The sequence below is a fragment of the Tardiphaga sp. 37S4 genome, assembly GCF_021044645.1.
Classification (GTDB): domain Bacteria; phylum Pseudomonadota; class Alphaproteobacteria; order Rhizobiales; family Xanthobacteraceae; genus Tardiphaga; species Tardiphaga robiniae.
This window is the reverse complement of record NZ_CP088008.1, coordinates 797,458-819,939: the sequence shown is the minus strand read 5'-3', so window position 1 is coordinate 819,939 and position 22,482 is coordinate 797,458. Positions and strand designations below refer to the sequence as shown.

At 61.7% G+C, this 22,482-nt stretch carries 25 protein-coding genes; 6 read left to right on the top strand and 19 right to left on the bottom strand.

The window, feature by feature from the left end:
* Window positions 1–163: 163 nt before the first annotated feature.
* From LPB73_RS03955 to LPB73_RS03940, 4 genes are all read right to left on the bottom strand, one after another.
* Complete coding sequence (locus LPB73_RS03955) at window positions 164–628, bottom strand: DUF3237 domain-containing protein (RefSeq protein ID WP_231079692.1); 465 nt, start codon at window positions 626–628, stop codon at window positions 164–166.
* A 4-nt stretch (window positions 629–632) separates the two neighbouring features.
* Window positions 633–1,943 (bottom strand): TRAP transporter large permease, encoded by a 1,311-nt coding sequence (locus LPB73_RS03950; RefSeq protein ID WP_089265454.1) that lies wholly within the window; start codon window positions 1,941–1,943, stop codon window positions 633–635.
* 5 nt (window positions 1,944–1,948) lie between these two features.
* A complete protein-coding gene (locus LPB73_RS03945) occupies window positions 1,949–2,443 on the bottom strand; it encodes a TRAP transporter small permease (protein ID WP_231081064.1) in 495 nt (164 codons plus the stop codon).
* A 265-nt stretch (window positions 2,444–2,708) separates the two neighbouring features.
* Entirely contained in the window at window positions 2,709–3,731 is a 1,023-nt protein-coding gene (locus tag LPB73_RS03940; RefSeq protein WP_089265456.1) for a TRAP transporter substrate-binding protein, read from the bottom strand.
* A 206-nt stretch (window positions 3,732–3,937) separates the two neighbouring features.
* On the opposite strand from LPB73_RS03940, the gene pobA reads away from it, so the two are divergent.
* Entirely contained in the window at window positions 3,938–5,110 is a 1,173-nt protein-coding gene (gene pobA, locus LPB73_RS03935) for a 4-hydroxybenzoate 3-monooxygenase (RefSeq protein ID WP_231079691.1), read from the top strand.
* A gap of 115 nt (window positions 5,111–5,225) precedes the next feature.
* The gene (locus LPB73_RS03930; RefSeq protein ID WP_231079690.1) at window positions 5,226–5,645 is read left to right on the top strand and encodes a PaaI family thioesterase; all 420 of its coding nucleotides are present in this window, start codon (window positions 5,226–5,228) and stop codon (window positions 5,643–5,645) included.
* 5 nt (window positions 5,646–5,650) lie between these two features.
* Here the strand turns inward: LPB73_RS03930 and LPB73_RS03925 are convergent, their stop codons facing one another.
* Window positions 5,651–6,550: a LysR family transcriptional regulator gene (locus tag LPB73_RS03925; RefSeq protein WP_231079689.1), complete on the bottom strand. Its 900-nt coding sequence runs from the start codon at window positions 6,548–6,550 to the stop codon at window positions 5,651–5,653.
* 123 nt (window positions 6,551–6,673) lie between these two features.
* Here LPB73_RS03925 and LPB73_RS03920 point away from each other — a divergent pair, with 123 nt between their 5' ends.
* Complete coding sequence (locus LPB73_RS03920) at window positions 6,674–7,300, top strand: pyridoxamine 5'-phosphate oxidase family protein (RefSeq protein ID WP_175368272.1); 627 nt, start codon at window positions 6,674–6,676, stop codon at window positions 7,298–7,300.
* 13 nt (window positions 7,301–7,313) lie between these two features.
* Here the strand turns inward: LPB73_RS03920 and LPB73_RS03915 are convergent, their stop codons facing one another.
* Window positions 7,314–8,039, bottom strand: a complete 726-nt coding sequence (locus tag LPB73_RS03915) for a glutathione S-transferase family protein (RefSeq protein WP_231079688.1) — start codon at window positions 8,037–8,039, stop codon at window positions 7,314–7,316.
* Window positions 8,040–8,097: 58 nt separating this feature from the next.
* Entirely contained in the window at window positions 8,098–8,301 is a 204-nt protein-coding gene (locus LPB73_RS03910) for a hypothetical protein (protein ID WP_231079687.1), read from the bottom strand.
* 103 nt (window positions 8,302–8,404) lie between these two features.
* Here LPB73_RS03910 and LPB73_RS03905 point away from each other — a divergent pair, with 103 nt between their 5' ends.
* Both LPB73_RS03905 and LPB73_RS03900 read left to right on the top strand, forming a co-directional pair.
* Window positions 8,405–9,103 carry a helix-turn-helix transcriptional regulator gene (locus tag LPB73_RS03905; protein ID WP_231079686.1) on the top strand — a complete coding sequence of 233 codons (699 nt, stop codon included), beginning with the start codon at window positions 8,405–8,407 and terminating at the stop codon, window positions 9,101–9,103.
* Window positions 9,104–9,163: 60 nt separating this feature from the next.
* Window positions 9,164–9,493: a YkgJ family cysteine cluster protein gene (locus LPB73_RS03900; RefSeq protein ID WP_175368268.1), complete on the top strand. Its 330-nt coding sequence runs from the start codon at window positions 9,164–9,166 to the stop codon at window positions 9,491–9,493.
* Between the two features lie 11 nt (window positions 9,494–9,504).
* On the opposite strand, the gene LPB73_RS03895 is transcribed toward LPB73_RS03900, so the two are convergent.
* The 4 genes from LPB73_RS03895 to LPB73_RS03880 form a co-directional block, all read right to left on the bottom strand.
* Window positions 9,505–9,921 carry a hypothetical protein gene (locus LPB73_RS03895; protein ID WP_068735003.1) on the bottom strand — a complete coding sequence of 139 codons (417 nt, stop codon included), beginning with the start codon at window positions 9,919–9,921 and terminating at the stop codon, window positions 9,505–9,507.
* Window positions 9,922–10,077: 156 nt separating this feature from the next.
* The gene (locus LPB73_RS03890; RefSeq protein WP_068735395.1) at window positions 10,078–10,482 is read right to left on the bottom strand and encodes a DUF3307 domain-containing protein; all 405 of its coding nucleotides are present in this window, start codon (window positions 10,480–10,482) and stop codon (window positions 10,078–10,080) included.
* A 170-nt stretch (window positions 10,483–10,652) separates the two neighbouring features.
* Window positions 10,653–11,498, bottom strand: coding sequence for a DUF6537 domain-containing protein (locus LPB73_RS03885; RefSeq protein WP_115030234.1), 846 nt, complete (start codon window positions 11,496–11,498; stop codon window positions 10,653–10,655).
* A gap of 15 nt (window positions 11,499–11,513) precedes the next feature.
* Complete coding sequence (locus LPB73_RS03880) at window positions 11,514–12,173, bottom strand: Crp/Fnr family transcriptional regulator (protein ID WP_089265467.1); 660 nt, start codon at window positions 12,171–12,173, stop codon at window positions 11,514–11,516.
* Between the two features lie 200 nt (window positions 12,174–12,373).
* Here LPB73_RS03880 and LPB73_RS03875 point away from each other — a divergent pair, with 200 nt between their 5' ends.
* Window positions 12,374–13,180, top strand: coding sequence for an enoyl-CoA hydratase/isomerase family protein (locus tag LPB73_RS03875; protein ID WP_231079685.1), 807 nt, complete (start codon window positions 12,374–12,376; stop codon window positions 13,178–13,180).
* Window positions 13,181–13,375: 195 nt separating this feature from the next.
* On the opposite strand, the gene LPB73_RS03870 is transcribed toward LPB73_RS03875, so the two are convergent.
* From LPB73_RS03870 to LPB73_RS03835, 8 genes are all read right to left on the bottom strand, one after another.
* A complete protein-coding gene (locus tag LPB73_RS03870; protein ID WP_231079684.1) occupies window positions 13,376–14,053 on the bottom strand; it encodes a nitroreductase in 678 nt (225 codons plus the stop codon).
* A gap of 8 nt (window positions 14,054–14,061) precedes the next feature.
* Complete coding sequence (locus LPB73_RS03865) at window positions 14,062–15,303, bottom strand: acyl-CoA dehydrogenase (RefSeq protein WP_231079683.1); 1,242 nt, start codon at window positions 15,301–15,303, stop codon at window positions 14,062–14,064.
* 120 nt (window positions 15,304–15,423) lie between these two features.
* Entirely contained in the window at window positions 15,424–16,668 is a 1,245-nt protein-coding gene (locus LPB73_RS03860) for an acyl-CoA dehydrogenase (RefSeq protein ID WP_231079682.1), read from the bottom strand.
* A 12-nt stretch (window positions 16,669–16,680) separates the two neighbouring features.
* Window positions 16,681–17,808 (bottom strand): acyl-CoA dehydrogenase family protein, encoded by a 1,128-nt coding sequence (locus LPB73_RS03855; protein ID WP_231079681.1) that lies wholly within the window; start codon window positions 17,806–17,808, stop codon window positions 16,681–16,683.
* Window positions 17,809–17,839: 31 nt separating this feature from the next.
* On the bottom strand, window positions 17,840–19,714 hold the full coding sequence (locus tag LPB73_RS03850; RefSeq protein ID WP_092145060.1) for an AMP-binding protein: 1,875 nt from the start codon (window positions 19,712–19,714) through the stop codon (window positions 17,840–17,842).
* A gap of 78 nt (window positions 19,715–19,792) precedes the next feature.
* A complete protein-coding gene (locus LPB73_RS03845) occupies window positions 19,793–20,599 on the bottom strand; it encodes an enoyl-CoA hydratase/isomerase family protein (protein ID WP_093756858.1) in 807 nt (268 codons plus the stop codon).
* 203 nt (window positions 20,600–20,802) lie between these two features.
* A complete protein-coding gene (locus LPB73_RS03840; RefSeq protein WP_231079680.1) occupies window positions 20,803–21,561 on the bottom strand; it encodes an SDR family NAD(P)-dependent oxidoreductase in 759 nt (252 codons plus the stop codon).
* A gap of 229 nt (window positions 21,562–21,790) precedes the next feature.
* Entirely contained in the window at window positions 21,791–22,456 is a 666-nt protein-coding gene (locus tag LPB73_RS03835; protein ID WP_093756860.1) for a TetR family transcriptional regulator, read from the bottom strand.
* Between the last annotated feature and the right edge of the window lie 26 nt (window positions 22,457–22,482).

Genomic DNA, 22,482 nt, shown 5'->3' with positions numbered 1-22,482 from the left:
ACGCCGGCTTTTTGCCGGTCGATGGAGATTTAACACCAGAAATTGCGGAGAAAGTAAGCTGCCACCTCCGCCATTGCGAGCGAAGCGAAACAAATCCAGAAAGCCAAGAACTGGATTGCCGCGTCGCTTCGCTCCTCGCAATGACAGCGGAGAGGATGGAGCCCTACAGCACCTGATGCACCGCGAGTTCGACGCGATCGGGATGCCGTGCGCCGACGCCGATGAACAGGTTCTGCATCAGCCACCGATAGCTGGGATGCCCTGTCTCGAATTTCGGCACCGAGCGGAAGTAGATCAGCGCGGGATCGACCGCCTCGCCCCGAGCGATGCGGTCGAGTGCTTCTTTCGGCCCGAAGCGGACACCGATATTCTCAATATAGACCACGGCGCCGTCATCGAGTTCGAACGTATATTTCGCTTCCAGCTCGGTGAAGCCATCCGGACGGATAATCTGAAAATCGGCGCCGCCCGAATGGATCGTACCCTTGATGCCCTCGCCCTGCACAGTGCCGCCAAGGACCGGAATGACGCGACGGATGCCATATCCGAGATCACCGGCCACGATCGGCGTGCCAACCTTGATCGACAGGCTGAAGACATATTTCGTCGCAAGCTGCGGTGTGGTCACAACATCACCCGATCATCCGCATCGGCAGCCAAGTGGCAATCAGCGGGAACAGGATCAGCAGCACGAGACGGATCAGGTCGGTAACCACGAATGGCAGCACGCCTTTGAATATCGTCGACATGCTGACGTCCTTGATCACACTCTTGATGACGAACACGTTCATGCCGACCGGCGGATGAATCAGGCCGAGCTCGACGGTCATGACGATGACGATGCCGAACCAGATCGGATCGAAACCAAGCGCCATGATCACCGGAAACACGATCGGCACGGTGAGGATCACCATGGCCATGGCATCCATCAGGCAGCCCAGCACCAGATACATCAGGAGGATCAGCGCCAGCACGCCGTAGGGGCCGATGCCGAGGCCGGTGAGGAACTCGGTGACGTGCTGCGGGGTCTGGGTAATGGTGAGAAAATAGCCAAAGCACAGCGCACCGATGAGCACGGTGAACACGGCGGCCGCGGTCCGCGTCGCTTGCAGTAGTGACTGCAGGATGCCGTCCTTGTTCAGCTTGCCGCGCAGCACGCCGATGATGAAGGCGCCGACCGCGCCGACCGCACCGGCTTCGGTCGGGATGAAGAAGCCGCCATAAAGGCCGCCAATCACGAAGACGAACAGCAACAATGGCGACCAGACATCGCGGATCGCCGCGGCGCGCTCGCGCCACGAGGCTTTCGGGCCAGCCGGCAAGAAGCCCGGCTTGACCACGCCGATGATCGCAATGGTTATCATGTGCATGACGATAGCGAGCAGGCCCGGCACGATGCCGGCGATGAACAGCTTGCCTATGTCTTGCTGGGTAATAATGCCGTAAACTGCCAATACCGTGGACGGCGGCAGCATCGCGCCGAGCGTGCCGCCCACGGCGATGACGCCTGTGGCGAAGCTCTGCGGATAATTGAAACGGCGCATTTCCGGATAGGCAACGGCGGAGAATGTCGCAGCCGTCGCCACCGACGAGCCGGAGATCGCAGCGAAGCCGCCGCAGGCGGCGATAGTCGCGATGCCCAGCCCACCTTTCCAGTGGCCAACAAAGGTGTTGGCCGCGCGAAACAGTTCACGGCTGATACCCGACACCGAGACGAAGGCGCCCATCAGGAGGAACATCGGGATCACGCCAAAGGAATAGTCCGTCACTGTCCGCATGGTAGTCTGGCCGACCAGTTTCAGCGCTGGCGCAAAACCAGTGAGATAGCCGAAGCCCGTGATGCCCACGAGCCCCATTGCCATACCCACCGGCACGCGCAACAGCATCAACACGAACAGGCTGACAAAGCCGATGACGGCAACCGCTTCGTTACTGAGATCCATGCGATTTACTCTGCCGTCTTGATTTCGGGTTCATGCATCTCTTCCGGATGGAAGATCAGCCTGTAAGTGCGGATCGCGATCAACAGCACCGCCGAAACGTCGCCGATCCATGACAGCAGGAAGAACGGCCAGACCGGTAGTTGCAGATCCATGGTGACGATGTGGCTCGAATAGGTGTCCACAACCTTGTCGAACAGCGTGTAGGTCTGCACGGTCACGACGAACAGCAGCACCAAGGTTGCGAACACGTCGATCCAGCGCTGATACTTTGGCGTGGCATTGGCCCAGACCAGATCGACGGTGATGTGCGAGCCGCGATAGGACGTCGCGGCGATGCCCCAGAAGATCAGCACGCCAAGCATGAACTGGCCGATATTGTAATAATCGGGGATCGTGACCGCAAAGAATTTTCGCATAAACACCGCGATGAAAGTGTTCAGCGCGACGATACCGACGAAGAACGCGGCAATCCACTCGATGGAATCGATAAAGCGATCCATCACGTTCTTGCGGGGCGGCTCCGGCGGAATGCCGAGGGCGCTGGATTGGGAGATTTCGGACGTGGCGGTCATCGTCGATGTCACAATGCTCAAGAGGAGAAGCCAGCCTCCGCCCTCTCGATCGTCATGCCCGGGCAGCGCGAAGCGAACTTCACTAGATGACCCGGGCATTCATCTTCTGGGTGGCGAAGGAAAGTGGATGGCCGGGTCAAGCCCGGCCATGACGTGGTGAGAGGTCCGTGCGATCAACGGACTCGGCGGAAAGCTACAGCCCCGCGTCGTGCTTCTTCAGCATCGCCTTGAGGTCGGCGTCGATGGCATCGGCATCGCCGCCGGCCTTCTTCACGGCCGCAGCCCAGGCGGCGTTGAGCGGTTGAACGCCCTTCTTCCACTCGGCGAGCTGCTCGGGCGTCAGCTTGTAGACTTCGTGATCCGGCAGCGCCTTCATCTTGGTGCGGCCATTGGCTTCGAAGTCGACCCAGGGATCGGTGACCTTGGAGGCCCATTCCGGTGTGCAGTGATCGTCGATGATCTTCTTCTGCGCTGCGGACATGGAATTATACTTGGCGAGGTTGATGTTGTAGGTGAACACCGTCGAATAGAGCGGCACGTCGATGTGATACTTCACCACCTTGTCGATACCGAACAGGAAGATCGAGCCCCACGGGAACGCGATCTCGTCAGCAACGCCGCGCTCGATCGCATCGCGCGATTCCGGCGCCGAGGCCTGCACATTGGTTCCGCCGAACAGCTTGACCATTTCGCCGATGGTGCTCTGCGCCGGGCGGACCTTCACGCCGTTGAGGTCTGACGGCACTACGATCTTCTTCTTGCCGTGGATCGATCCGGGATCGTGGATGAAAGCGAAGCACAGCTTCGTGTCCTTCATCTCGGTCTTGGCGTATTTCTGATACCACTCGTTGAGCGCGAGGGTGCCCTTCTTGCCGTCCGAGAACACGAAGGGCAGCTGGCCCGCGGCCACGATGGGGAAACGGCCGGGCTGATAGCCGGGATTCACATAGGTGATATCGGCGATACCATCGCGCGCCATGTCGTAATGGTCGAACGCCTTGCCGAGCTGTTCGGAGGGGAATACCGACATCTTGATGCTGCCGCCCGAGGCCTTCTCGATATCGGCCGCCCAGGCCTGTGTGGCCGGCACCAGCGGATGCGCCGGCGGCACCCACAGCGATACTTTCATATTGACGGTTTTGTCTTGCGCCTGCGCCGGGCTCATTGCAGTCGTCAGACAGCCAGCCGCCAGCAATGCAAAGATTGCCCTTTTCATCGACGTCTCTCCCTCTACGCCCGTTTGGACGTGTTCTCACGAACCTGTTCACCGGACCTTGAATGGCCCTTTGCGAATATTGTTATATGTTATAATCATCCTTGCAAGCGGTGCGATAGCACGCGTTGCGGAGCCAGTGTCGCGACCCCGCTTGACTTGTCAACTCAGTCGGACGACAGAGCCTATATCAACCGCGGGAGCAAGCGTTGCGAACAAAAGTTGCCATCATTGGAGCTGGTCCGGCTGGAATGTTGCTAGGGCAACTATTGCATGCCTATGGGATCGATAACGTCATTCTGGAGCGCAAGGATCGGGACTATGTCCTCGCCCGCATCCGCGCCGGCGTGCTCGAACAGGGCACCGTTGGCCTGCTGGAAAAGCTGGGGATTACCGAGCGCCTGCATCACGAAGGCCTGATCCATGACGGGATCGAACTTCTATTCGGCGGAATTCGCCACCGCCTCGACCTGAAGAAGGCATCCGGCGGTAAGGTCGTTACCGTCTACGGCCAGACCGAAGTCACCCGCGACCTGATGGACGCCCGCGACAAGGCCGGGCTGACCACGGTCTATGACGCCGACAATGTCTCGCTGCACGATTTCGACGGCACAAGCCCCCGCGTCCGCTACGTCAAGGACGGCGTAAGCCACGAGATCGCCTGCGATTTCATTGCCGGCTGTGATGGGTTCCACGGCGTCTCGCGCCAGAGCGTTCCGGCGTCCGCCATGCAGACTTTCGAGCGCGTCTATCCGTTCGGCTGGCTCGGCCTGCTCTCGGATACGCCGCCAGTGTCGCATGAGCTGATCTACGCCAATCACGAACGCGGCTTCGCGCTGTGCTCGATGCGCTCGATGACGCGCAGCCGATATTACGTCCAGTGCTCCCTCGACGAAAAAGTCGAGAGCTGGACCGACGACATGTTCTGGGACGAGTTGCGCCGTCGCCTCGACACGGAGGCCGCCGAAAGCCTCATCACCGGCCCATCGCTGGAGAAGAGCATCGCGCCGCTGCGTAGTTTTGTCGCGGAACCGATGCGCTTCGGCAGACTGTTCCTCGCCGGCGACGCCGCCCACATCGTACCGCCGACCGGCGCCAAGGGGCTCAACCTCGCGGCCTCCGACGTCCATTACCTGTCGATGGCGCTGCGCGAATTCTATGACGAGAAATCCTCGAGCGGTCTCGACTTCTATTCGGCCATCGCGCTGAAGCGCGTGTGGAAAGCCGTGCGCTTTTCGTGGTGGATGACATCGATGATGCATCGCTTTCCCGACAATGACGGTTTCGGCACCAAGCTGCAGCAGGCCGAGCTGGATTATGTCGTACATTCGGATGTCGCGACAGCGTCGCTGGCGGAAAATTATGTGGGACTGCCGTATTAGGATCGTAGACGCCGCGTTGTTTTAAACGGCCGGATAAAGCCGTTTCAAACTTTGTTGGCCTGTCCTTTGCGCGTGCTTTCGTTTCTATGGCGCAAACAATCCAGATGGATGTGCCATGACCGACACCGCGATCCCCGACGGCTTCGCGCCACACTATCGCAAGAGCCCCCTCACCACGCCGTGGGAACCGATCTATTCAAAGGTGACGGAGACCAATGTCATCCTCGGCCTCCGCATTGCTGAAGCGCATACCAATTCGCGCCGCATGGCGCATGGCGGGCTGATCACGGCGCTGGCCGACAATGCGATGGGCCTGAGTTGTGGCCATGTGCTCGGAGGCGGCACACGGCTGCTCACCGTCAATCTCTCCGCCGATTTTCTCGGCTCCGCGCAGATCGGGCAATGGCTGCAGATCGACACCGAGGTCATCAAGACCGGCAAGCGTCTCTGCTTTGCGCAGGCACTAATCACGGCAGACGGCGAGCCTTGCGCCCGAGCGAATGGCACGTTCAGCGTGGCCCCGCCAAAAACGTAGCGAAGCTATCGCTTGCTGAAATCCCACTGGCAGGTTTCGGCGGCAAGGTCGATGAAGACGCGCACTTTAGCCGATAGCAACCGCGACGTCGGATAGACGATGTGGATCGGCACCACCGGCGGCTCGAACTTCGTCAGCACGCGCTTCAGCCGTCCCGCCGCCAGCCCCTCCGCAGCCTGATAGGCCAGCACGCGAGTCAGGCCGCCACCGTGCTCGGCGTGCCAGATGGCGGCATCGGCGACGTCGGTGGTGAAGCGCGGCGTATGCGTGATGCGAACATCCCGGCCATCACGCACGAAGCGCCATTCCGGCGCTGACGCGATCGAACCGAACTGGATCGTGTCGTGCTTTGCGATATCCTCTGGTGCCGTCGGCTGGCCGCGCTGCGCCAGATAATCCGGCGACGCCACCACGATGCGCGACATGGTGCCGAGGTTGCGCGCCACGAGGCTGGAATCGGCGAGATCGCCGATCCGCACCGCGACATCGATGCCGTCCTCGACCAGGCCGACCATGCGATCGGTCAGCCGCAATTCACCCGAGACATCGGGATAGCGCTGCAGATAGGCCGAGATCAGCGGCGTCACATGCAGCCGCCCGAAGCCGACTGGCGCCGAGACGACCAGACGCCCGGTCGGCTTGGCCCGTTCGGCCTGTGCGGAGCCTTCGGCTTCCTCGATATCCGCGAGAATCTGGCGCGCTCGTTGCAGATAGCGCGCGCCGACATCGGTCAGCATCACCGAGCGCGTGGTCCGCTGCAGCAGGCGAGCGCCCAGCCGTTCCTCCAGCGCCGCCACCATGCGGGTGACCGCCGACGCGGAGAGTCCGAGCTTGCGGGCCGCAGGCGCAAACCCCTGCAGGTCCGCCACGGCGACGAAGACGGTCATGGCTTCGATGCGATCCATCGAACCATTTCATATCCAGCAATAATGAAGTGTCAATTCCGATGATTGTTCTTGTGCAAGGAAATAGCCAACTTGGGGCGGCGGGAACGCATCCCGTCCCAAGCTCCAATCAGGGAGTAAGTCATGTCAGACATCCACACCTATTCCAGCGACATTGCCTTCACGCCGACCGTCAAGGCGATCCAGACGCGCAAGGGGTCGCGTTCCGGCTACGCGCATGTCGAGGAAAACGGCGGCTGGCGCACCGAGATCGACGACAATCTCGCAGCGTTTCTCGCCGAGGCGAACAGCTTCTTTCTGGCTACCGCCAGCGCTGACGGCCAGCCTTACATGCAACATCGCGGCGGACCGAAGGGCTTCGTGAAGATCCTCGACAAGCAGACGCTGGCCTTTGCGGACTATAGCGGCAATCGGCAATACATCACCCAGGGCAATCTCGCCGAGAATCCCAAGGCCAACATCTTCATCATGGATTATGCACATCGCCGACGCGTCAAGCTCTGGGGCACCGCGCGGGTGGTCGAGGACGATCCGGCGCTGCTGGCGTCGCTAATGCCGCAAGGTTATCGTGCCAAGCCGGAACAGGTGATCCTGTTCACGATCGCCGCGTGGGACACCAATTGCCCGCAACATATCCCGCAGAAGTTCGATGCCGCCGATGTTGCAGCAGTACTGGCAGCGCGCGATGCGCGAATTGCGGAGTTGGAAGCAGAACTGGCGACGCTGAAGGGGGCAGCGTCGCCGCATTGAAGGCGACACAGCCTCAGGCAGCGACGCTGCACTGCCAGACGTGTTCGGGATAATACTCTGCCATCATCCGATCCACATAGGTGACGAGGTTGCCGTAGCGGTGCAACTGACGCTGCAGGGGTGACGGAAACAACGGCGACATGATCCCGGCCAGAACGCCGAATGCGGTCGCATCGACACCCGCCGGGCGGTTGCTCATCAAGTGAGACTTCCCGGCCAGCAGCACCGACAGAGCCATCAGCGAACGATCCGCGAGTTGTAGCGCCTCATCGGCAGGATGCCGGCCGAGGCCATTCGCCAGATGGTTCTGAATGACGGATTTGCGCGCGGATGCACGAATCTCGTCGCGCTGCGCTTCGGGAATGCCGTCGAAGAAATGCGACGGTCCCTTGGCGAAGTTATCGGCATCGACCCAGCGCACCCCGACAAGTGCCCAGTAGAGATGATGCTCGATCATCCGCTCGATCGCCCAGGCCTGAGCGCGCTGGGCGAGATCGAGACCCCTATCGAAATCGACGTCATATTTGCGTTCGATATAGGCGCGGATAAAGGTGGAGTCGGCAATGCACTCAGCGCCGTCATCAATATAGGGCATCTGCCCTTTCGGCGAATCCTGCGGCCGTGCCGGTTGCTTCTCATAGGGCAAGCCGGCCATCTTGAGCTGGACTTCCGTCTTAGTAACGAAAGGGCTGATTTCCGGCAGGCCAAAGCCTGCACCTGCGCCGTGAAGGACGATCATGTGGTTTCTCCAAGTGATAAGGACAAGAGACTAGGCAGTCGCTGCTGCCACCGTGGTGTCAGCAGCCGTCACGCCGGGTCGCGCCGGCGACCCAGACACGCGTCTGGACCGCCGCGGTGGAAACCATGCGCCAGCCGAGCCCGATCAGGGCCCAGCGGAGGTCTCCCGACAGGGCGAGAATGGCGCGTTCCAGCAGCCATGCCCGGATGCGCCAGAGCCGGTCATCATGCGAAAAGACGGCGAGGCTATCGAAAGCGGTCATTGCAGAATCCTTCGTTCGTTTGAACCTGGACCCTGTATGACTGCCCCCTGCTGCCAACATGCTGTCAGCATCGACATCTGCCAACAAAGATAGAGGGACGACCATGAGACGCGCCGACCGCCTGTTTCAGATCATCCAGGTGCTTCGGCGCACGCGGAAGCCGCTGACGGCGGATGCCATTGCAGCCGAACTGGAAACGTCCAAGCGGACGATCTATCGCGACATCGCGACACTGATGGCGCAACGCGTCCCGATCCGCGGCGAAGCCGGCATGGGGTATATCCTCGAACGCGGCTTCGACATGCCGCCGCTGATGCTGACACCCGACGAGATCGAAGCCGCAGTGCTCGGCGCGCAATGGGTGATGGGGCACGCCGATCCGGCATTGGCCAAGGCGGCACAGAATCTCATCGCGAAGATCGCGGACACCGTGCCCGAGCGCTTGCGCCCCTTCGTGCTGGAACCCGCGAGCCGCGCACGGCCGCATTTCCGCGGCACCGCCGACAGCATGGATATGGTGCAGATGCGCGCGCATATTCATGCGGGCAAGAAGGTCCGGCTGCTTTACCGGGACGAAGCCGGTCGCGACAGCGAGCGCATCGTCTGGCCGATCGCGGTGGGTTATCTGGAAGCGGTGCGGCTGCTAGCGGCGTGGTGCGAGCTCCGCCAGGATTTCCGCAGTTTTCGAACCGATCGCGCAATCGAGGCCCATTTCCTCGATGAGAAGTATCCGGAGCGGCGTGAAGCATTGCGCAGCAAATGGCGCAAGACGCTGAGCTGGGAGCGGCCACAGGATACCTGAAACAGCCGAACCTGCATCTGCACGGCTGGCGGAACCGGCCCGATCGGGATAAACCGCGGCATGACAAGCGATGCCACCACGATCAGCGACGCCAGCCCGTGCCAGGCCTGTGGTGCGTGCTGTTCGTATTCCAGCAACTGGCCGCGTTTCACCATCGAGGACGATGCCGATCTCGATCTGATCCCGGCCAAATATGTCAACGATCGTGAATCGGGAATGCGCTGCGACGGAGACCGCTGCAGCGCATTGACCGGAAAGGTTGGAGAGGCCACAGCCTGTGGGATTTACGCTGTCAGACCGGACGTGTGCCGGACCTGCATGCCTGGCGATCCCGAATGCGCCATGGCGCGGCGCCGGCACGGGCTGCCAATTCTGGCAGCCGCAGAGTAGTTGATGTCAGCTTACGCCGTGACGGCGTGAGCGAATTCCTTGTCATCCAGCTCGTCGTCGAGATCATCATCCATCGGCGCCAGCGTCGAGAGCGGCTTGGTCGACAGCGTGATGGCCTTGCGGTTGTGATAGGCCGACACCGAAGGACGCGCCACGGCCGTGTCGTGTGACAGCGCGTAGAGCGTGGAACCAACGCGGCCACCGAATTCGATCAGCTCACGCTCGCTGCAGCTCGATGCGATCGAAATTGCCAAAGCGTGAAGATGACTGCGGCGATAGCAGAACAGAGCCAGCATCGCGCGGACATCGGATGAAACGCTGGCCACGAGATGGGGCAGGCCATTTTCATTTGCACGATACATTGCACCGAGCAGATCTTCCTCGACGGGGCAAAAATCGTTCTCAAAAGCTTGACGGCTGGACCGCATGGGGTTTCTCCTCGTTAATGAGGATGCGGTTGAATTTCCTAACGCAGGGTTAACCAACAGCCTTAATGGCAGCGTGCGACTCTTGAGTAACAGTTTAAAATGTGGCAGCCGTGCCCTGCTACCGCCACATTGGAACTTGATGCGTTCAAACGCGCATCAGCTGTTGGCGACGATGAAGATGGCCAGGAAGAAGTCGGTCAGGTGATGCAGCGCCTGATCGATGCCGATCAGCCACCAGAACCAGCGATGGCCCTGCGTCACACCGAAATGCGATACGCAGATGCCCTTGAGCCGATCGATGGTGATGTGGATCGCGAAGTCGACCAGTCCCAGGAACCAGAGCTTGGGTTGTACAACGGCAATGAACAGCGTCGTCAGCACGCCATGGATCGCGCAATGCGCCAGCAGCGGCAGCGCCCAACCGGTCCGCTGATCCTTGCCTATCGCCATCCAGGCGTTTTGCAGCAGGAAATCAGCGATCACGTGCTTGACGGTGAGGACGAGCATCCACCCGACGAGCCCGCCCAGAGCAATCGACGACGACATTGCAGGAAACAACAAGCTGACGTCCCTCTCACCGGTCACGACAGGCTGGCCCGCTTAGCCGGCCCGATCACTCGCCCTATTTATGACACTCCGAAACCGGGAATGCACGCCGCGGAACCGAAAACCCACCGCTTCCTGCAGAGCCAGCCTGGTCGGGAAAACACTGCGCACGTTCCACTTTCTCGCTAGTTCAGGACGGCATGCGCGCGGAGCTCGCCGATCGCCTTGCGTAATTGGTCACCCTTCGGGTCGCGCGGCACCGCACGCGCACGCGTGATTGCGTCCGGCAGATCGGCAATCACCAGCGTCCCGTCGAAAGCCGGCTTGGCCAGTCCGTCGATGATCTGATGCCAGGCGGCCATGCCCTGCCGATAGCCCGTGCCGTAACCTTCGATCATGGTTGCCGTCTGCACGATGGCCATTGCCGCGTCCGGCTGCTTGGTCAGTGCCCGATCAATCATGTGCAGCCAGCGTTCGACCCAGACGCGCTCGGTTTCATAACGCGTCGACAACAGGCGCCAACGTCGCAGCCAGGATTCGAACTCAAGGCGCTTGATGCCCCAGATGCTCGCCTTGCTGAAACGGATCGGCACCGTGCGATGCGCACAATAGATGCGCTCGAGCGCCCACATCAGGGGATCGCCGACGATCTCCGGCAATGCCGACACCAACTCGTCGAGGCGAAAACGCCGCCTGTCGACGACGGGCGGCCGGCCGGGCATCACGGGCTCCTGCAGCTTGAGCTGCGCAATGCGGATCGGGTCGTGATAGCTCATGCGCATCGTGAGCAGCCGCGCAATCTCGCTGAACAACTCGTCGCTGACGTTGCGCCGTCCGACAAAGCGACGCAGCCGGTCGCTGTAGAGCTGCGCGTAGACTGCGCTCTGATAGTTGATCAACAGGGCCACGCCATCTTCCGCCACAGGACGCACCGCAGCCGGCAGCCCCACCGGCAAAACCGGCGCTGCAGGTTCGCTCCTGTTCGCCAGCTCGGCGAGCGTGGAGCGGATGACGTTGATGAAACCTGCCACGGGACGTCCTGATGCTTATGCGTGCTGCGGCGCCATGGGCAATGCGGGCGCGTCCTGCTTCATCAGACGCGCTTCCAGCTTGTCGATATTCTCGAACAATCGCGCGCTGGCGAGACGCAGGAAGAAGAAACCGAATTCCGGATTCTGCACGTAGAGCTCTTCGACCTGGCTGTAGCTGACGCTGAGCACCATGCCGGGCTCGATACATTCCAGCGTCTGGGTGCGTTCGTTCAAGGGCGACAGCATGCCGAGTTCACCGACAATGGCGCCGACCGGCAATTCGATCCCGGATTCGACGAGACGATAACGGCCACTGACGATGTAGAACATGTCTTCGGCCTTCTCGTCCTTGTAAAACAACACCTCACCGGCCTTACAGGGACGCTTGGTCATGAACGGCTTCAGCCATTCCATCGACAGGTCCGAGTTCACCGACTTTTTCACATCCTGGACCAATTGCAGCATCTGGCGCAGGCGGTAGATGTTGAGCGGCAGCAGTACCGCATGCAATGCCATGGTCGGATAGTTGTGGGTCGGGATCGAGATCGCGATTAGCAGGACATTGGCCATGATGCCAAACACCCGCAGCGGAATCATCGTCCGCATCGTGGCGGTCGCGACCACGAAGATCGTGGCGGCGGCGCTGCCAAAGTGATGGAGATAGGACATATCCATGGGAGCAAACCGGGTTTCCAGGAACGGCCGCACCGTCCTCCGCGACTATGAAGCGCGAATGACCGGGCCTTTGCAGCCGCAATATAGCCCATCTGGTTAAAATAGCCCGTGTTGCAACCCGCAAAAATCACGGAGTCGTGCGCAGATTGACGCGATCCGCCGGTGCGGGCACCGTCGCTCGCATCCCAAAGGAGAACAACATGTCGGAAACGACGGAAACCGCATCTGACCAGTCCTCGCCCCCCATTCTGACCATCGACGGCCCCCGCGCCACCATCCGCCTGAACCGCCCCCAAAAGCTGAACCGGCTGTCCCAGCTCGACCTGGACACCTTGGTACAGCTGTTCGATCGCGTAGAGGCCAATCGCGCCGTCCGGGTGCTGGTGCTCACCGGCACCGGCCGCGCCTTCAGCGCCGGCTTCGATCTCAATGCGATCTCCGAACGGGCTGCCAGCGCGCCCAAGCCCGTGGCGGAAGGCTCCTCCGGATCGGCCTTCGAGGCCGTGGCCAACCGGCTGGAGGACCTGGCGCTGCCGACCATCTGCCGGCTCAATGGTGGCGTCTATGGCGGTTCGACCGACCTGGCACTGGCCTGTGACTTCCGGGTCGGCGTCGACACCTGCGAGATGTTCATGCCGGCCGCCCGGCTCGGGCTGCATTATTACAAGGGCGGCATCAAACGCTATGTGAGCCGGCTCGGGGTCGACAACGCCAAGCGATTGTTTCTCACCGCGCAGAAGCTGGAAGCCAGCGAACTGCTGCGGATCGGCTACCTCACCGCCATGGTGCCGACCGAGGCGCTGGACGAGGAAGTCGACAAGCTCGCCATGATTCTGGCCGGCAACGCCCCGATCGCCATGCGCGGCATGAAGCAGGCGATCAACGAATTCGCCCGCGGTGAACTGGACGAGGCTGCCGCCGATCAGCGCGCGCGGGACAGCCTGCGGGGCGATGAGATCAAGGAAGGCACGAAGGCGTTCGCGGAGAAACGGGCACCGCGGTTTTAAACGTTAAGCCCGTGGCACTTTTCTTCCCCTCTCCCCTTGCGGGAGAGGGTGCCTGAGCGAAGGGACGGCGGGAGAGGGGTAGCCAAGCTCGGAGCTCGTGGCAGCCCCTCTCCCGTCTCGACCGCTTCGCGTTCGATCCACCCTCTCCCACGGCGCGCAGCTTCGCTACGCTGGGGGAGAGGGAAGTGAGCAGAGTCACTCCACAAACGTCGCCACATCGCCTAACTGCGCGCGGTTCGTTCGGTAGCTGTTGACCTTGTGCTCGCGGTCCGGATAGCCGAACGAAATGCCGCAAACGACGCGGCGGTCGTCGCTCATGCCGAAATGCTGGCGCACCACGGCCGAGTGAAACGCCAGCGCCGCCTGCGGCACGGTCGCGAGGCCGAGCGCCTGCGCAGCCAGCATGAAATTGTTTACATAGCCGCCGCAGTCCACTGCGCCATAGACCCCGAGCGCTTCATCCGACGTGATGATCGCCACATGCGGCGCGCCGAAGAAGTTGAAGTTCTGCAACGCCTGCTCGGCATAGGCCGTCTTGTCGCCGCGCGCGATACCCAGTGTGTTGTAAAGCTGGAAGCCGCTTTCGCGACGGCGGTCCAGATAGACCCCGCGATATTCGCGCGGAAACGGGAAGTCGCCCGAATTCGGCGTGCCCGCGGCCGCGACAGGATAGAGCACGTCGCGAAACTTCTTGGTGGCTTCACCCGACGTGATCGTGACCTGCCACGGCTGGCTGTTGCACCACGACGCGGTCTTCTGCGCGGCATTGAGAATGCGGTCGATGATGGCGCGCGGCACCTGCTCGGTCTTGTAGGCGCGACAGGAGTAGCGTGACGCCAGAAGGGTTTCGAGCGTGTCGATGGGAGCAGTCATTGCAAACCTTACCGTCCCTTGGTCGGGACCTTGTTGAACGGCACGTCCTTGTCGACGCGGATGTCGCCCGGCAAACCGAGCACACGCTCGGCGATGATGTTGCGCAGGATCTCGTCGGTGCCGCCGGCGATACGCATGGACGGCGAGCCCAGAATGGTCGCCTGGAATTCGCCGGCTGCTTCCGCATCGGCTCCGACCAGCGCGCCGGAAGCGCCCTGCAGGTCGGCCGCGAACATCGCGATGTCCTGCATCATCATGCCCGAGACCAGCTTGCCGATGGAGTTTTCCGGACCCGGACGCTCGCCCTTCGACAGCGCCGAAATCGAGCGATAGCTGGTGTATTTCAGACCGGAATTCTTCACCGCCCAGCTTGCGAGTTTCGAGCGCACATTGGGATCGTCGATGGCGAGGCCGTCTTCCAGCATCAGGTTGCTGCAGAACTCGAACAATTCCGGGAACCCCGTGGCGACGCGGGAGCCGATCGACATGCGCTCGTTCATCAGCGTGGTCAGCGACACGTTCCAGCCGTCACCGACGGCGCCGAGCCGCTGTGCATCCGGAATCCGCACATCGGTGAAGAACACCTCGTTGAATTCCTGCATGCCATTGGCCTGCTTGATCGGCTTCACCTCGACGCCTTCGCTCTTCATGTCCAGGAAGAACATGGTGAGACCCTTGTGCTTGAGCACATTCGGGTCGGTGCGAGTGATCAGGATGCCATAATCCGAGTAGTGCGCGCCGGAGGTCCAGATCTTCTGGCCGTTGACGATCCAGTTGTCACCATCCTTCTCCGCGCGGGTGCGAAGGCCAGCGACGTCGGAGCCACCGGCGGGTTCGGAGAACAGCTGACACCAGACCTTCTCGCCGGAGGCCAGTGGCGGCAGATATTTGCGCTTCTGGTCTTCGGAGGCATAGGCCATCACAGTTGGGCCGCACATGCCCTGCCCGATGGCGAAGGGCCGCGCGAGCTTGTCATAGACGCCCTCTTCCTGCTGCCAGATCACGCGCTCGATCGGCGTCGACCCACGGCCGCCATATTCCTTCGGCCAGTGCAGACAGGCCCAGCCTGCATCGGCCTTCTTCTTCTGCCACGCCTTGGCGACATCGAGCATCGCGTCGCGCTTCTCAGAGGCGCGCTTCGCCGATGGCTTGGTCAGCTCGGCTTCCAGCTCTTTCGGCGCGTTGGCATCGATCCACTTGCGCGCGACGGCGCGGAATTCGGCTTCCTGCGGCGTGTCATCGAAATTCATGGCAGTCGTCCTTAATGAGAAAAGAAAGCGTAGGATGGGTAGAGCCCTTGCGAAACCCATCGATGGGCTTGCGCGGACATTGATGGGTTTCGCTGCGCTCTACCCATCCTACAGGCTGACTTATCGTCCCTTGGTCGGGATCTTGTTGAATGGCACGTCCTTGTCGACGCGGATGTCGCCCGGCAGGCCGAGCACACGTTCCGCGATGATGTTGCGCAGAATCTCGTCGGTGCCGCCCTCGACGCGCGTCGCAGGCGAGCGCAGCAGCATCGCCTGGAACTTGCCGGCGACCTCCGCATCCTCCGGCCCGTTCAGCACGCCGGCCGCGCCCTGCAGATCGAGCGCATAGGTCGCGACATCCTGCAGCATGGCGCCGGCAACGAGCTTACCGATAGAGTTTTCCGGACCCGGACGTTCACCGCGCGACAGCGCCGAGATCGAACGGAATGCCGTATAACGCAGTCCGCTGGCACGCACCGCCCAGTTGGCAAGCTTGGAGCGCACGGCGGGGTCGTCGATGGCCGGACCGTCATCCAGCATCAGGCTGCTGCAGAACTCGAACAATTCCGGGAAGCCGGTGGCGACATTGGCGCCGATCGCCATGCGTTCGTTCATCAGCGTGGTGAGCGAGACGTTCCAGCCGTCACCCACAGCGCCGAGGCGCTGCGCATCGGGTATCCGTACGTCGGTGAAATACACCTCGTTGAACTCGGCCTGACCGTTGGCCTGCTTGATCGGCTTCACCTCCACGCCCGGGCTCTTCATGTCCAGGAAGAACATGGTGAGACCCTTGTGCTTCGGCACAGTCGGGTCGGTGCGGGTGATCAGGATGCCGTAATCCGAGTAGTGCGCGCCGGAAGTCCAGATCTTCTGGCCGTTGATGACCCAGTCGTCACCGTCCTTCTCCGCACGGGTGCGGAGACCCGCGACGTCGGATCCGCCGGCGGGTTCAGAGAACAACTGGCACCAGATCTTCTCGCCGGACGCCAGCGGCGGCAGATACTGCCGCTTATGCTTTTCGGCGGCGTAGGCCATCATGGTCGGGCCGCACATGCCGTGACCGATGATAAACAGCGCGCCGAGCTTGCCGAACACGCCCTCTTCCTGCTGCCAGATCACCCGCTCGATGGGCGATGCGCCGCGGCCGCCATACTCCTTCGGCCAGTGCGGTACGGCCCAGCCGGCATCGGCCTTCTTCTTCTGCCAGGCTTTCGCGACTTCCAGAATATTCGCACTCTTGAGCTGAATGCGGCCGAGCGCGGCCTTTTTCAGCTCGTCTTCATATTGCTTCGGCGCATTGGCCGCGATCCAGGTTTTAGCCTCGGCGCGGAACGCGGCCTCCTGCGGGGTGTCATCGAAATTCATCTCGATTGATCCTTACGCCGCATTCTTCTGGCGCATGCGCTCGATCAACTGGTCTTCCCAATAAGACAGTGAGCCGAGCCCGACCGCGACGGCATTCGAGCGACGGTAATACAGATGGCAGTCGAACTCCCAGGTGAAGCCCATGCCGCCATGGACCTGGATGTTGTTCTTCGAACAATGCTGGAATGCCTGCGTGGCGCTGATGCGCGCAGCTGCGGCGGCTTCCGGCAGTTCGGACGCGTTGGTCGAAAGCGCCCATGCGCCGTAATAGCAATTCGAGCGTGCCAGCGTCGCCGAGACATACATGTCGGCGAGCATGTGCTTGACCGCCTGGAACGAACCGATCTGACGACCGAAGGCAATGCGGTCGAGCGCGTAGTCGCGACCCATTTCCAGCGCGCGGTCGGAACCGCCAACCTGTTCAAAGCCGATCAGCACGGCCGCACGGTCGAGCACCTGGGAGAGGATGCTCCAGCCTTCGTTCGCGGCGCCGAGCAGCTCGGCCTTGACGTTCTTGAAGGTAATCTCGGCCTGGTTGCGCGACGGATCGATGGAGGTCAGCGCCTTGGCCTCGACACCTTCGCTGGTGAGATCCACGAGATACAGTGCAATGTCGCTGTCGCGGCCGGTCGAACCGGTACGTGCGGCGACGATGGCGAAATCGGCGATGGCACCATCGGCCACCGGCTTCTTGGTGCCGTTCAGTACGCCGTTGGCCGCGGTGAGCTTGATCGCTTTTGGCGACGGATTACCAGAGCCTTCGAACAGGGCCAGCGTACCGATGGCATTGCCCTGCGCAATCGCCGGCAGCCACTTCTGCTTCTGCGCATCGGAGCCGGCCAGAAGCAGCGCTTCGGCGGCAAGATACACGGTGGACGAGAACGGCACCGGCGCCAGCGCGCGGCCCATTTCCTCGGCGATCACGCAGAGTTCGAGATGACCGGCACCCGAGCCGCCAAAGGCTTCCGGGATGGCGACGCCGAGGAAGCCCATGTCAGCCAAGCCCTTCCAGAGCTCGCGATCATAGGGCGCCTTGCCGTCGATCACGGCGCGCACAGCCTTCGGCGGGCACTTCTCGGTGAGAAAACGCCGGGCCTCATCGCGGAGCTGCTTCTGGTCGTCGGAGAAATCGAAGTTCATGGCGGTGTACTCTGTTCTGATCGATGAAAGTCTAGTTGAGGATGATGACGTCTTCGCCGGGGTGCTCGGCGTAAAGCTGGGCGACCAGTGCCGCGCGGCGTTCGAGGCCGGCGCGCTGGTTGATGTAGCCCTTGTCAGTGAGTTCGTTGCCGTCGATGGACGCCGGCTCGACCATGAACATCGCGCGCGCAATGCGCCTGCTGCTGGCGCCTTCGCACGACGCATTATGTGCCTGCAGCCCCTTCTTCAGACAGGCAAGAACCGCAGGATGTTTCACCACATCGGCAAATGTCGCCTCGGGCTCGCCGATCATGATGCGGCAGGCCGGCAGGTTGGGCCAGGCGAGCACGCCGATATAGGGGCGATCCTGTCCCGTGATCAGCGCGTCCTGCACCACCGGCGTCGCCGCAGCGATCACATCGGTGCGCAACGAGCCGACATGCACGAAGGTGCCGGTCGTCAGCTTGAAGTCCTCCACCACGCGGCCGGAGAAGATCAGGCCCTGCACGGGGTCATTGTCGTCGACGAAAATGCCAGCGTCGCCGATCTTGTAGAAGCCTTCCTCGTCGAAGGCCGCTTTGGTGAGGTCCGGCTGGCGATAGTAGCCCGGCATCACGTTGACGCCGCGCAAGCGCAATTCGTATTTCGAATCCACCGGCACCATCTTGAGTTCGACGCCGGGGAACGGCAGGCCGATCAGGCCGACGCGCTCGGTGTCCCAATAGGTGCCGGTCGAGGTCGGCGAGGTCTCGGTGCAGCCCCAGCCGGTGTAGAACACGATGCGCTCGCCCGTGGCGCGCACGGCCAGCGCCTGCATGCGGTCATAAAGATCGTCAGGGAGACGCGCGCCGCCATAGGCCATCAGATTCAGATTCTTGAAGAAGGAGCGCGCCAGCGCATCGTCCTTCTCCATTGCGCTGGCGATGGCGGCATAGCCTGCGGGGACATTGGCGTAATAGGTCGGCGAGATTTCGCGCAGATTGCGCAATGTCTCGTCGATCATGCCCGGCATTGGACGGCCATCGTCGATATAGAGCGTGCCGCCATCGATCAGCAGCGGGTTGAACAAAGCGTTGCCGCCCATGGTGTGATTCCACGGCATCCAGTCGAGATAGACCGGCGGCTGCGCGTTCGGATCGCGCGGGCGCGTCTGCATCATCATCGCGGCATTCGCCGTCATCATCCGCTGCGTGTTGATGACCGCCTTGGGCATGCCGGTGGAGCCCGAGGTGAACAGCAGCTTGCCGACCGTATCGGGCATGATCTGGGCGAGCGATGCGTCGACCGTGGGCGTAACCATGGTCGCGACCATGTCGGCATAGGCGGTGCTGGCGATCCCCGTCGGCGGGCGCGCCACATGGATGATCTTGATGTCGGTGAGATCGAGCGCATCCAGCGCCTTCTGGAAGGTCGGCCCGTCCTGCACCATGACCGCGACAGGCTTGATCAGGTCGAACAGATATTTGAGCTTGGCGTGATCCTGGCTCATCAGCGAATAGGCCGGCGACACCGGCGCTGCCGGATGCCGCGCCTGCATCGCCGCCATGGTCATTAGTGCATGCTCGATGGAATTGCCCGAAAGGATCGCAACCGGTCCATCGGCCGCGAGCTTCATGTCGAGTAGCGCCTGGGTCAGCGCATCGGCGGTCCGCTTCGCCTCGCCATAGCTGAGCCGACGCCATTGCCGGTCATCGCCGGCGCGCTGGGCCAGCCAGGTGTGATCGGGACGCTCTTTGGCCCACTTCGCCAGAGACGCCGGCAGATGCGTCTCATAGGGCATCAACGGTATCAGCGACTTCATGACGATGACGCCGTCCGGCCGGCGCTCGACATCGATGTCGCGCTCCATCCAGTGGATCTTGCGGAAGGCGGGCTTTGTCAGCACCGCGGCAGCCTGGGCGTTCATGTGGTTTCTCCCAAAACCGTTCTTGTCGAACCATGGTCTCGTTTGTCGGACCTTGTATTCGGTGCGTGAGATCACGCTTCAACGTGTGACGTAAACCGGCTTTCGTTTCTCGATGAATGCGCGAATGCCTTCCTCGAAATCTTCCGAGCGGCTGCACAGCACCTGATTGCGATCTTCCATGGCGATGACGGCCTCGATCGAGCCGGCATCGACGGACATGTTGATGCATTCCTTCGACAGCCGCAGCCCTACCGGCGACGCGGTCATCATCGCATCGACATAGGGCGCAGCGGCGGCTTCGAGTTGACCGTCGTCGACAACTTCCGACACCAACCCAACAGCCAGCGCGCGATCGGCATGGATGAAGCGGCCGGTGAGGATCAGTTCAGAGGCGACGGAGACACCGACGAGACGCGGCAGGAAATAGCTTGAGCCGATGTCGCAGCCGCCGAGGCCGAGCTTGATGAAGGCGCAGTTCATGCGCGCCGACTTGGCGGCGATGCGGATATCTGCGGCGAGCGCCAGCGCGAAACCGCCGCCGGCGGCAGCACCCTGCACCAGCGCGATGATCGGCTGCGGACAGCGGCGCATCAGCATCACGATATCCGCGATGCGGCGCTGGGAATCCAGCGACTCGGTGACGGTGCGCGGCGCATTCTGCCCGGAGCGCACGGCCATTGCGTGTTTGAGATCGAGCCCGGCGCAGAAATTGGCGCCGGCACCCTTGAGGACGACCACGCGTGTCTTGCGATTGCGCTGCAGGCTTTCGAAATAGTCGTTTAGTGCGTCGATCAGAGCAGGATCGAGCGCGTTGAGACTGTCCGGACGATTAAGCGTCACCCGGTCCACGCCATCGTCGTGTTCGATCAGCAGTGGATTAGACACACGCGCTCTCCCGTTTCACTCGTTGGCGCCTTGCCGACGCTCATTGCCGCGCCCTCTCCCCTTGCGGGAGAGGGCAGCGCAGGAGTTAGAAACAAACTCACGAGAGGGGTGCCACAACGAGCCCTCTCCCGCCTTCGCTTGCTCAGGCACCCTCTCCCGCGGCGCGCGGCTACGCCGCGCTGGGGGAGAGGGGAAGACAAGTACTACCGCGGCGCCATACGGATGGCGCCGTCGAGGCGAATGGTTTCGCCGTTCAGCATCGGGTTCTCGACGATGTGGACCGCGAGGTTGCCGTATTCAGAGGCGTCGCCGAGGCGGGCCGGATGCGGCACCTGCGCGCCCAGGCTAGCGCGGGCTTCCTCGTTGAGGCCCATCAGCAGCGGCGTCAGGAACAGGCCCGGCGCGATGGTATTGACGCGGATCTTGCTGGAGGCGAGATCGCGGGCAGCCGGCAGCGTGAGGCCGACAACGCCCCCCTTCGAGGCGGAGTAGGCGATCTGACCGATCTGGCCTTCATAGGCGGCGACGCTGGCTGTGTTGATGATGACGCCGCGCTCCTCGCCGATCGGTTCGGCGGTGGCAAGCTGCTCGGCGAACAGACGCAGGCAGTTGAAGGTACCGATCAGGTTCACCATGATGACATTGGTGAACTTCTCGAGCGGATAAACGCCCTGCTTGCCGACGATGCGCTGTGAACCGCCGATACCGGCGCAGTTCATCAGCACGCGCGCGGTACCATGCGCAGCCGCTGCCTTGGCGAGCGCCGCCTTGACGTCATTTTCGCTGGTGACGTCGCCGACGGTAGCGATGCCCTTCACTTCGGCAGCGACTTTCTCGGCATTCTCCGCCGCACGATCGAACACGGCGACCTTGGCGCCCTTGGCGGCCATCGCGCGTGCGGTCGCGGCACCGAGGCCCGAGCCACCGCCGGTGATGAATACGGCTACGTCTTTCAACTGCATCGATAATGCCTTTCCTTGGGCGTTTCTGATCGTTTCTTGAATTCTTGGGTCGCGACGAAGAAGAAAAAGAAGAAGTGGTCCTTGGGCGTTTTCTTGGTTGTTGTTCTTGGAACTGGTCCTTGGGCGTTTCTTATTTTTTGGTTCTTGAATTTAGTTCCTTGGGCGTTTCCCGACGTTTTTGAATTTTCTTGGCAGTTTTCCTTGGGCCGTTTCTTCTGAGTTCGTGATGTCAGGCCTTGGCGGCCTTCTTGTTTGTGAGGATTCCGCCGAGCAGCATCGCTTCCATATGGGCGACGTAGTCGCGGCAGACTTCATCGGTCACCGGGCCGACGCCAATGGCGCGCGACATGGCATGACGGCTGAAGAACAGGTTGTCGCAGGCGCCGATCAGGCTGGTGTAGAACAACACCGGATCGACCTTGCGAAATTCGCCGGATTCAAGTCCCTCGGCCAGCAGGCGGCGATGGAAGCCGAGTAGCGGCCCCACAAAGAACTTCGAGACTTCATCGGCCGCCTCGTTGCTGCTCTCATGCAGCAAGTAGTGGATCAGCCGGTTCATGTAGGGGAACTGATAATAGGCCTTGATGATGCCGGCGATGTGCAACCGCAGTTTTGCGGTGGCCGAGATCGGCTGCGCCAGCAGATATTCCAGATTGGTCATCTCGGTGGCGGCGTCGCGCGCAAGCAGCGCCAGCAGCAGGCCGTCCTTGTTGCCGAAATGATATTTCACCAGCGCCGCATTGACCCCGGACTGCTGCGCAATCTCGCTCAGCGACACCTCGATGGAGTTGCTGGCAATCATCAGCTCGCTCGCCGCGAGCAACAGCTTGTCGGCCGTCGGATTACGGGCAGCGGCGGTTTTCACAGAGGTGCTGGGGTTCAAAGTCGGTGCCATTCAGAGCGCAGATAATACGAACAATC